A 10884-nucleotide genomic window follows, 5' to 3' on the forward strand; every position below is an offset into this window, starting at 1 on the left:
ATAAAAAATTAGAAAGGATAACCAATAGCAAGATTAAAGACTAAGTTGTCTTTACGCCATGTTTTGCTGCCAAAATCCACATCATCTATAACCCAACGATTACCTGCGGGAAGCCACGGTTTGCGTATAGGAAAAGCACCGTCTAAACGTAATACCAAAAAGTCAAGATCGAGTCGTAATCCCACTCCAGTACCTACAGCCAGCTGACTCATAAAATCGGAAGTGAATTTACCTCCTGGATTCTCTTCATTACTGTTCCAGAGCCATACGTTACCGGCGTCTACAAAAACAGCACCGTGAATTACACTGTATAACTTTGCCCTGTATTCAGCATTTAATTCCAGTTTAATGTCACCTGATTCATCCGGTAAAAAGGAATCAGGGTCAATATCGTCGGGATAATAACTACCAGGACCAACAGACCTTGCCCTAAAGGCACGTAAACTGTTTGTACCACCAGAGAAGAACTGTTTAACATAAGGCAGCTCTGTAGAATTACCATAAGGTACACCAATACCCACAATAGCACGGGTAGCCAGTTTAGAATCTCGTCCTAAACGCATAAAATACCTAAATTCATGTTCCGTTTTTGCATACTGGCTAAATGGTACATTAAGAAACTCAACTGTTTTGCCTTCTTTGGCATTAGCACCATTTACTAAGCCAAATATAGTTCCTGCAAGTTCTATAGAACCTTTATAATAAACCGTATGTCTTTTATATTTACGCATGGTATTTGTAAACGTATAGGAGTAAGACGGGCCAAAAATAAACTGCTTGTCAATAACTCTTTGTAGTGAAGGTATAGAGTCCGCCTGCTGCTGATATTCATCAGTAACACTATTAGGGCTTACGTAGTTAACATCAAATACATTAAGAAGGTGTTCTTTAGTTGTAGATTCTTTCCATAAATAACTGAATTGGGTCTTGAAAGAGTTTAAAGCATAAAGATGAATCCTTTTTTGATATTCATAATTAACCAGAGCCCTGGTTTTGGGTACAAAGGCACTGGGAGCCTCTACTCTAAAAGGTGTAATAAAACGAGGCCATACCAGGCTAACTTCGCTACCTAAACGATAAACATTATAACCTTTGTTTTGTCCAGCCATTTGTACTTCAAATCCGCCGTAAACAGAAAGAGAAAGAAGCTCTGCAGCTCTAAAGGTATTACGGTTACTCCAGTTAACTGTTAGATCGGAACCATTGTAGTTAGCAGAATTGGTTTTGGCCGACAGCTCAGTACGAATTGACTTTTTGGGCATAGGGGTAAGGTAGTAATAAGCATCAAGGGCATTTTCAAGGCTATCGCTTACCCTAAACTCATTCTTTACAAACCTGAATGTACCTAAACTAATAAGCCTGCTTAAAGATAGGTTATGGTCTGTCCTGTTGTATAAATCTCCCTTGTGGAAATATAATGTCCTGTCGTAAATTATAGGTTTAAATGTATTTTGATGATCTATTATAGTAAAATCCTTGTATTGCTGTACAGAGTCCTTTACTATGTTTTTTACATTAATGGTATCTCTCGTATCGTTAAGCGAGTAATTAGGGAATATATAAATATTATTGATGGTGTATTGCCTTTTCGCTTTTTCGGGAGCTTCGTCCTTAACTATTACCCTCATATCAACCTGATGGTCTCCAACAGTACTGTCTACCTTTACAAGTATATAATCAGGGTTAAAGTAATAGTACCCTTTTTGTTTAAGGCGTTCATCTATCCTGTCGCGTTCATCCTTAACAGCATCCAGGTCATAAGGACGTCCTTTTCTTAACCTTGTCCTTCTCTTGGTTTTAGCAACTGCACTGTCTAATCGTGTTAGGGAAGAATCACTAGGGAATATGACATTCCTTATTTTATATTGCTGTTTAGGAGTAATGGTATAAACAGCCGCTGCTTTTTTATTTCCCGCTGAAGTAGAATCTGCCGAGACACGTGCTTTAAAATAACCATTATTTTCTGCATGGTTTTGCAACACATCTGCGTTATAATCTAAATCTACCTGACTGAAAAGAACAGGAGGTTCTCCCACTTTATTTCGCAGCCAGTACCTAAATCCGCTGTCTTTTTGTGGTTTGCCTGCAATGTTATATATATATAGCTTAACTCTAAGCCCTAATAGCTTTCTGTTAGGTTTAGGCCTTGCCAGTTCTTTCATATTGGCCTCCATATCCTTTCTTTCTCGCCTTGTCATTACAGTGTCTTCCACTTTTACCTCGGCACCTGTATAAAGCATTTCCCCGTCGTTTAAATAACGGGTATTGCTACAGCCGTATATTATCAGCAGCAGTAGGATTAAAAAATAATATGTAGGGTTAATCTTCATTATTCTCTTTTTTAGCAGCTTTTCTTTCTCTTTCTTCACGGGCTTCGCGTTCCTCTTCCTGTTTTTCTTCTTCTTTTTGGCGTTCTCTAAGTTCCTTTTCCCTGCGTTTTATTTCTTTCTCTTCTTCAGTAGTGTGGAAAAGCTCTTTAAACTTATTATAATCCATAGTGATTATAAAAGAAACTCCTGTTTCTATAACCTGTCCCTGTATGGCAACCTGATATTCATCTTTTCTGTAAGCCCTTAGCATATAACGGCCGTCTTTGGTTAACTGGTAGTCAAGAGATACATCTCCGGCTATGTTTGTGGTTTCCTCATTTGCCTGTTGCGGACCCTCTATACCAAACGAACTTCCTACAGTTACTTTTAACCTGTCATTTAAAAGTTGTTTAGAAACCCCAACGTTAAGATCTGTACGGTTTTCACGTTGTCCTGTTGTATAGTCTTCGGTTGACTCCAGGTCAAAATTAAGTTCAAAGCCATTTATAAGGTCGCTGGTAAGGTTATTTAGCTGTTGTGAAAGCAATTGACTTACACTTTGCCTTGCAATAGCCTCGGTACTTGTGCCGGCTTCACTGGAGAACGGATTCTCGTTTATAAAGTGATTTAATAGTAACAGGGCAAATACCTGCTTATTCATATCAGAAGGTTGTTGCCTTAACTGAGCCAGTTTTGTTTGGGTATTGTTTATGATGTTTGTTGATACCCCATAATTTCCTTCGGGAAGTACAATATCAAATGAAAGTTCCGGACTTAAAAGCTCACCTTTCATTTTTAGTATGGTATTGAACGGAATCTTTTGTTTATAGGTATTCCTTATTGAAGGTGATGCTGTGGAAAGCTCATTACCCAATAAGTCGATAGGAGCAGCCTTTACCTGATAAATAGCTGTAATATCTATAGTAGCATCAGTAGGGGAGCCTGTCCATAAAATGTAGCTGTTTTTCTGGATATCAAATTTCCTTTTCAGGAAGTTGAAAGACATCCTGTATGCCCCATCGTTAAACTCATAACGCCCGGTAAGTGTAGTTTTACCAGAGGGGTCTATACCTCCGTTTAGTTTTGCCTCACCTTTAAGTTCAAGGTAGTCGCCATTACCTTTGTCTATTATAAGGTTAAGTTCCGCCTCTTTGTTTACCTGTATGGCAACAGCAACATCAATACCTGTTACATCACTTTGATTTACGGTTTCTTCTATTTTAATGCGTTGCTGCAATTCTACATTATCCTCATCAACAAATTCAACAATACCCTCCCTGTCGGCTATACCCGGATCAGGCTGAGGTAATACCACTGTAAAATCAGTATCTTCATCAATATTAAGACTACCATCTACAACAGGATTCTCCAAAGTTCCGGTAAGGTTTAAATGTGTATCAAAATATAAAGTACCATAGTATACATCGTTATCTTTTTCAGTAGAGCTTACTGCCTTAAAGTTTTCGGCATCTACTGTCATATCAAAGGCATATTCCCTATAGTTGGTTGTATTTATATCCCCGTTTAATATCATCAGGTTTTTATCCTCATCCTCAATACTGAAGTTATTAAGGCTGATACCATTGTCGCTAAAACGGATATTATCATTCATGGAACTGAAGTAGGAGTTAAGTTGCGTTACCCTAAAGCCTATATCATTAAAATCAAGGTTTCCGTTTACTTTTGGAGCATCTGTAGTTCCTGTAACCGTAAAGTTGCCCGAAAGATATCCTTTCCCATCTTTAAGTTGTCCAAAAGTAAAGGCCTGTACACTACTCATATTAAGCTTTTGCATGTCCAGATTAAGGTCAAAACTTTTTGTTGTAGCGGTATAAGTACCGTCCAGGTTTACATCATTCCCGTTTCCTGTAATGTTTACATCGGCAGTATAAGTATTGGCAACGGTATTGTCTACTTTAATTTTAATATCACCAATGGTATCCTTACTAACCGCAAAGTTTGTTATATCAAGGTTTGAGGTAAAAACAGGATTGGTGTTAAGGTCCCTTAATTCTGCCTCACCGTTTAATGTACCGCTTAGTTTCAACTCTTCTTTTTGAATCATATTAGTAAATGTCTCAATCTTAAAGTCATCAAGTTCAACATTAATAGGAGAGTTGGGCACATCTTCCTGAGACTGTAGTTTAATAGTGCTTCCTTCGTTAGTTAATTCAAAGTTATTGGCATATATGCCATCTTTACCTAAACGGATAACATTATCTTCGGCGACATTCCAGGTTTCATAGTTCAGTTTTAAACCTTCCGGGTAAAGTGATATTTCGGTATTGTTTTCTTTAGAGCGCAGTTCGCCGGCAACCAGATAATGCTCTTCATCTTTGCGGTCTAACACCTGTAATCTGTAAGTCAGGGTATTGTCCTTTAAGTTACCTGTTATGCTGGTGTGCGGCAATACAAATTGTTCATTTTGAACTTCGTCAATAACTAAGCTATAAGTCAGGCTGTCTTTTTGTGTTGAGATGTCAATATTTCCACCGGAAACGGTATTGGCGCCATATACAAGTCGTGGTATGGAGCCTTTTACAACAAGACTATCCTTGGTGCTGTTATAAGAAGCTTTTAGCTCAATAGGCTCAATTCTTGTTATCTCCGGCACAAGTTGATAGATAATAGGATCGTTATCTATCCTCATATTAAAATCAAAATACTGTTCTTCAGTAACCGCTTTTTCTTCTCCCGAAGTAATGTCATAGTATTTTGATACGGTTTTCTTTATTGCTGTACTTAATTCTGCCAGGTTGTATTTACCCACAAGGGATGCATCTGCTATTTGAGAATGTAGGGAAATGGAGTCCCTTTCCAGAGTTGATACTGCAAATGCTTTTATGGTATCGAGTATTATTTCGTCTTTTGGCGTTGCAAACATGAAATTATAAATGACCACCGAACCGTTTAGGTTTGCAGGGTTTGAATCGGTTATATCAGCATTCATATTACCACGCATTTTAAGCGGACCCGCATGCAGGTTTAGTTTGTTGAGGTCTATTAAATCGGCATTCAGCTTAATAGTACCTTTAGGGTATTTACCGTTAAATCCGCCACTGGCTACCAAATCAAAATCAATGTTAGGATCGTTCATAGAAGCGGTTGCATCAAACTGTCCGTTATTAATAGTGCCATCTACAACGAGGTCTTTATAGATGTAGCTGTTATATTCTGCTGATATTAGATTTGCATTTACTTTTGCATTGGCTGTTTGAGGATTAAGCCCTTTTCCTTTAACTGTAGCTTTAAGGCTTATTTTACCTATGGAATCATTTTTTAAAAGGCTTCCTAAATCAAAATCGGTAAAGGTAGCATCTGCATCATAAGTCTCTGCGTCTTTAACCCTTCGGTCAAAAACAGCCTTTACATTAGCTTTTCCATAACTGCTGTTGAGGTTAAAATCGGTACTGAAGTTTTCTATAGTACCCTTAAATTTTACTTTTGCGGCTAATTGTTCAGGCAACTGTATATTGTCGGGTAGTGTACCTTCCGGTAAAAACAGAGCCACATCTTCAGAAGTGGTATATAGTTTCCTTATATCCATATCAAAGTAAGTCTTCTCGATATCAGGAAGTCCGGTTATCCTTCCACTTGCCTCAATAACTGTGTTACCTATACCTCTTACTTCAAGGTTAGGAATAATAAGGTTGCCAATCTTGCCCTTTATACGGCTATTGATGTACATAATACCGTTTGGTTCACTTTTAAACGGATTGGTATCGGCAAGGGTAGGCACAAACAGCAATATATCTTTAAAACCTATTCGGCTTCCTTTTAAATTGGCATCTACTGTCATTTTATTTATATCCTCACTTAACGAAGCTATGGAAGGGTAGGACACAATTATTTTATCTCTTAGTTCTGTTTGAGGTGTTTTGATATACAGATTGTTAAGTTGTGCCCCTTTATCTGTGTATTTAAAGTCTACTGTAAGCTTCTGGATGTCTACTCCGCTTTTATCTGTTACTGTAAATGCATCTATATTGCCCGAGATACTGTCTGTAGCATAAGCCAGATTTTCAGCCTCAAGATTAAAGTTACTTATATCAAGGTGTTTATAATCAATCCCTTTGTTAACAGGTGCAGAGTTGTTATCGTCAAACTTAAAGGCTACATTTTTAATATCGGTATTATTTAGCCTGAATTTCCAATTGCTTGAAGCTACAACTTCAGGTTGCTCAGGGAGATTTTCTTTTACCTGTTTTTCAAATTTTCCCAATGCAAGTTGACCTGTAACATCATTAAGCTGAAGCTCTTCTAAATCTATAAGTTGGGTTTTCAGGTTCACCTCATTAACCTTAACTTTTAGCTTCTTTAAAACAAGTTTTGTATCAAGCTTACTTTCTTTATTATCGTATCCAATATCAATATTAGCGATATTTATATCTCTTAAGTTAAGCTTTAAATCAGGTTGTTTAGAGGCTTCTTCAGTAACTTTTTGCGAACTTTTAGCTATTTCATCAAGCATACCCTGTTCAAGAGTAAGTTTTAGTCCGTCGAGGTTTATTTCCGGGATGTCAAAATCGAGGTCGTCAAGATCAAATTTCCTGAAGCGGGTATCAAAATGGGTAAGGTTTGCCGCGATGTCATTTTTAGAGATATCATCTTTATAAACTACCCTTATCCGGTCAAGGTTAATTTTGTTTACCGATATTTTCATGGGAGCCGAAGTAGTATCTGTCGGCTTATCACTGGAGAAAGCTTTAATGATATAGTCAAAATTGAAAACAGAATCCTTGTCCCGTTTTACATTGGCAACTATACCCAGTAGGTCTACAGAGTTTATTTCAAGTTCATTGCTTAACAGTTTAAACAAGCTTATGTTTACTGCTACTTTTTCTCCCGCCAATAATGTGTCTCCCTGTTGGCTTTCAAAGTAAACACCTTCAAGAATTACTTTTTTAGGAAGTCCTATTTCAATTTTATCGAGTTTAACTTCAGTACCTATTTTGTTTTCCAAATAGGTTATGGCTTTATCTTTTACTTTATTCTGAATATAAGGTATTTGTAAAAGCAAAACAATAAGAAGGAATAGCCCTATTACAGAGCCAATAATCCAAAGTATAATCTTTATACTCTTGCGCAGGTATTTCTTTATCCGGGAGTTCATTTGTTACCCTAAAAGTAGAATAATTTGAACAGTATAATTTTAAAGTTTTCCTAAAATACTTACAAAAATGACAGTTGTTAAAAACAGGAAATAGATTACACGTTAATTTCTGTAATCTCAATTGCTTCTCCCGGTTGCAGATTGCCCAATTGAATATTACCAATTCGTACTCTCACTAATCGTAATGTTGGAAATCCAACAGCTGATGTCATTTTTCGTACCTGCCTGAATTTGCCCTCGGTAACAGTAATGCTAACCCACGAGGTGGGGCCGTGGCGTTCATCTCTTATTTTCTTTCCTCTTTCGGGTAAATCAGGAACATTATTTATTTTAAATGCTTTACAGGGTAGTGTAATATACTTTTTACCCTTAAAGCCAATTTCCACTCCGTTTTGTAACTGTTGAACCGATTCATCAGTTATATCGCCATCAACCTGTGCATAATATTCCTTTTCAACTTTCTTACTTCTTACAATTTCGCTCATCATACCATCGGTAGTGAGTATAATTAATCCTTCAGAATCCTCATCAAGCCTGCCTATAGCCATTGTCCCTTCAGGAAAATCATGTAATTCTCCCAAAAGTTTTTTGTTACGTTTTAAATTGTAGACAAACTGGCTTAGGTAACCGAAAGGCTTATATAGTAAAAAGTGATGATGCATCTATTTTGATTTGCACAAATGTAAAAAATTAAAACTTTTGTATTGTGTAACCAAAAGGTTTCTTATATTTGTAACCAATCGGTTACTTAAAAATCAATCAAAATTAAATATATGGAAATCAAAAATCTTGAAATTAAAGCAGCTATACAGGTTTTAAAGCCTGTTTCTGAAGTTTATGAAGCGATAATTAATCCTGTTCAAATGTCTAATTATTTTATTAACGACAGTACAGGAAGGATGGAAGAGGGAGTTAACCTTATATGGCACTTTCCTGAAATAAAGGATATTGATGTTCCTGTTGAGGTAGGAAAGATAGTTAAGGATAAGTATGTTTCTTACCGATGGGATATAGGCGATATAAAAACCCTTATTGAGATGAATATCGAGCCTTATGAAGGAAATGCAACCGTAATTACCATAACCGAAAAAGGAATGGAAAATAATGAGGCAGGTATAAAATGGTTAAAAGAAAATACAGAAGGCTGGTCTAATTTTCTTGCCTGCCTAAAAGCGTGGCTTGAATATGGAATACACTTAAGAAAAGGAGCTTTTGACTTTAGATTTAAAAAATAAAAGTAATAAATGAGAAGAGATGTTTTTCAGGCAATTGCCGATCCTACGCGCAGGGAAATAATTAATATGCTGGCAAAAAAGGAGCTTAACCTTAATGCCGTGGCAGATAATTTTTCTATTAGCCGACCTGCTATATCCAAGCATATTAAGATACTTACCGAATGCGGACTTGTTGTTATAAACCAACAGGGTAGGGAACGATATTGTCGTGCCGAGCTGAAAAAACTTAAAGAGGTGGCAGAATGGACAGAACGTTATAAAGAATTTTGGAATCAAAAACTGGATGCTTTGGGCAGCTTTCTTGAAAACGAACAAGCTAAATAATATAAATATGGAAACAACAACTAAACCATTAACTTTAGAACGCACTTACAATGCTACTGCAGACAGGGTATGGAGTGCTATTACCGATGTCAGCAAAATGAGACAATGGTATTTTAACCTTGAAGCTTTTGAACCAAGGGTAGGTTTCAAATTTCAGTTTGCTGCAGGATGTGAAGGCGAAGATGATTATATACATCTTTGCGAAGTTACTGAAGTGGATGAATGTAAAAAGATTACTTACAGCTGGAAATATGAAGATAGGGAAGGGATGTCATATGTTAGTTGGGAACTCTTTCCTGAAGGTGATAAAACTAAACTGGTATTAACTCATAAAGGATTGGAAACATTTCCTCCTCACAAGGATTTTACAAGAGATTCTTTCAATGGGGGGTGGACTCACTTTTTGGGTGCGCTACAAGAATATGTGGAAAACAAATAATAAAAGAGCCGGTTTATACCGGCTTTTTTATTTTTCAAGTATTACTGTTATTCCCTGTCCGCCTGCTGCACATACTGATATAAATCCTTTACCGGAACCTTTTTCGTTAAGTAGTTTTGCCATAGTTGCCAGTATTCGGCCTCCTGTTGCTGCAAAAGGATGCCCTGCCGCGAGGCTACTTCCGTTAACGTTCAGTTTAGAACGGTCTATAGCCCCAAGGTTTTCATCTAAGCCAAATTCTTTTGTAAGTTCAGGGCTTTCCCAAATTTTTAATGTTGCCAATACCTGAGCGGCAAAAGCCTCGTGAATTTCATAAAAGTCAAAATCCTGAAGCTTCATACCTGCTTTCTTCAACATTTTTGGAGCAGCATAAATAGAGGAAAGTAACAGGTTATGCTTGTTTTGAATGTATTCTATAGCGGCTATTTCGGCATGAGTAATATAAGCCAGTACCGGTAAGTTGTTTTGCTGTGCCCATTCTTCACTTGCAAGTAATATACACGAAGCACCATCGGTTAGGGGAGAAGAGTTACCTGCTGTAAGGCTTCCATTCTCTTTATCAAAAGCAGGTCTTAATTTGGCCAGTTTTTCGATAGAACTATCTCTTCGCATGTTATTATCAAATAGCAATCCTTTATATGGTGTTATCATGTCGTCAAAAAAGCCCCTGTCTAAAGCAGAAGCCATTTTTTGATGGCTTTCCAGAGAAAACAGATCCTGATCTTCTCTTGATATTTTATAATATTTAGCCGTGTATTCTGTATGTCCGCCCATAGATAGTCCCGTTCCGGGCTCTATATTCATTGGGGCGATAGGGGTAAAGTCTTTTAAATTTATCTGTAACAGTTTCTTTATTTTATCCATTGTGGATTTGCTTCGCCTTACAGATAACAGTATAGAACGAATATGCTCATTAAGTACTAAAGGGACATTACTTGTAGAGTCTACACCTCCTGCGATACCACAATCCAATTGGCCTAAGGCTATTTTATTAGCTATATACACTGCCGATTCTATACCGGTATTACAAGCCTGTTCTATATCACACGCAGGAGTTTTTGGATCAAGAGATGAGGCCAATACACATTCACGCATTAGGTTTATTTCCCAACTATGTTTTATAACAGCACCTCCGGCAACTTCACCTAACTGCTTTCCTGCAAGGTTGTATTTGTCAATTAACCCGCCTAATGCCGCTGTCATCATGTCCTTATTTCCGGCATTAGCATAAGTTGTGTTTTGTCTTGCAAAAGGAATTCTGTTATAGCCTACTATTGCTACTTTCCTTAATTGTTTTCCTGATAGCATAATATGATTTTTTATCCTACTAATTTACAAATAAATAAAATGAAAAAAGCAGCCCATTGGGCTGCTTTCTATTGGTGGTTTGTTAAGTCCTCTATTTCTTCACGATTACAAATTCCGAGCGTCTGTTTTTAGCGTGCTCTTCCTCTGTACATTTGT

Annotated in this window: 7 protein-coding genes; 3 read left to right on the forward strand and 4 right to left on the reverse strand. The window is 37.1% G+C overall.

The window, feature by feature from the left end; genetic code table 11:
- Positions 1-8: 8 nt before the first annotated feature.
- From NU09_RS11650 to NU09_RS11660, 3 genes are all read right to left on the reverse strand, one after another.
- Entirely contained in the window at positions 9-2330 is a 2322-nt protein-coding gene (locus NU09_RS11650) for a BamA/TamA family outer membrane protein (RefSeq protein ID WP_129751464.1), read from the reverse strand.
- Positions 2320-7422: a translocation/assembly module TamB domain-containing protein gene (locus NU09_RS11655; RefSeq protein WP_129751465.1), complete on the reverse strand. Its 5103-nt coding sequence runs from the start codon at positions 7420-7422 to the stop codon at positions 2320-2322. Before NU09_RS11655 ends, NU09_RS11650 begins: the two co-directional genes overlap by 11 nt.
- A 95-nt stretch (positions 7423-7517) precedes the next feature.
- Positions 7518-8084, reverse strand: coding sequence for a pseudouridine synthase (locus tag NU09_RS11660; RefSeq protein ID WP_129751466.1), 567 nt, complete (start codon positions 8082-8084; stop codon positions 7518-7520).
- A gap of 111 nt (positions 8085-8195) precedes the next feature.
- Here NU09_RS11660 and NU09_RS11665 point away from each other — a divergent pair, with 111 nt between their 5' ends.
- The 3 genes from NU09_RS11665 to NU09_RS11675 are packed head-to-tail and all read left to right on the forward strand — an operon-like array spanning position 8196 to position 9420.
- Positions 8196-8657 (forward strand): SRPBCC domain-containing protein, encoded by a 462-nt coding sequence (locus NU09_RS11665; protein WP_129751467.1) that lies wholly within the window; start codon positions 8196-8198, stop codon positions 8655-8657.
- Between the two features lie 9 nt (positions 8658-8666).
- A complete protein-coding gene (locus tag NU09_RS11670; RefSeq protein ID WP_129751468.1) occupies positions 8667-8981 on the forward strand; it encodes an ArsR/SmtB family transcription factor in 315 nt (104 codons plus the stop codon).
- Between the two features lie 7 nt (positions 8982-8988).
- Positions 8989-9420 (forward strand): SRPBCC family protein, encoded by a 432-nt coding sequence (locus tag NU09_RS11675; protein WP_129751469.1) that lies wholly within the window; start codon positions 8989-8991, stop codon positions 9418-9420.
- A gap of 27 nt (positions 9421-9447) precedes the next feature.
- On the opposite strand, the gene NU09_RS11680 is transcribed toward NU09_RS11675, so the two are convergent.
- On the reverse strand, positions 9448-10728 hold the full coding sequence (locus NU09_RS11680) for an acetyl-CoA C-acetyltransferase (RefSeq protein WP_129751470.1): 1281 nt from the start codon (positions 10726-10728) through the stop codon (positions 9448-9450).
- Positions 10729-10884 lie beyond the last annotated feature (156 nt).

Source organism: Flavobacterium beibuense (assembly GCF_004151245.1).
GTDB lineage: Bacteria > Bacteroidota > Bacteroidia > Flavobacteriales > Flavobacteriaceae > Flavobacterium > Flavobacterium beibuense_A.

Coding starts and splice junctions, on each gene's coding strand:
- NU09_RS11660 (WP_129751466.1), bottom strand. CDS start 8,084: ATGCATCATCACTTTTTACTATATAAGCCTTTCGGTTACCTAAGCCAG.
- NU09_RS11655 (WP_129751465.1), bottom strand. CDS start 7,422: ATGAACTCCCGGATAAAGAAATACCTGCGCAAGAGTATAAAGATTATA.
- NU09_RS11680 (WP_129751470.1), bottom strand. CDS start 10,728: ATGCTATCAGGAAAACAATTAAGGAAAGTAGCAATAGTAGGCTATAAC.
- NU09_RS11650 (WP_129751464.1), bottom strand. CDS start 2,330: ATGAAGATTAACCCTACATATTATTTTTTAATCCTACTGCTGCTGATA.
- NU09_RS11665 (WP_129751467.1), top strand. CDS start 8,196: ATGGAAATCAAAAATCTTGAAATTAAAGCAGCTATACAGGTTTTAAAG.
- NU09_RS11675 (WP_129751469.1), top strand. CDS start 8,989: ATGGAAACAACAACTAAACCATTAACTTTAGAACGCACTTACAATGCT.
- NU09_RS11670 (WP_129751468.1), top strand. CDS start 8,667: ATGAGAAGAGATGTTTTTCAGGCAATTGCCGATCCTACGCGCAGGGAA.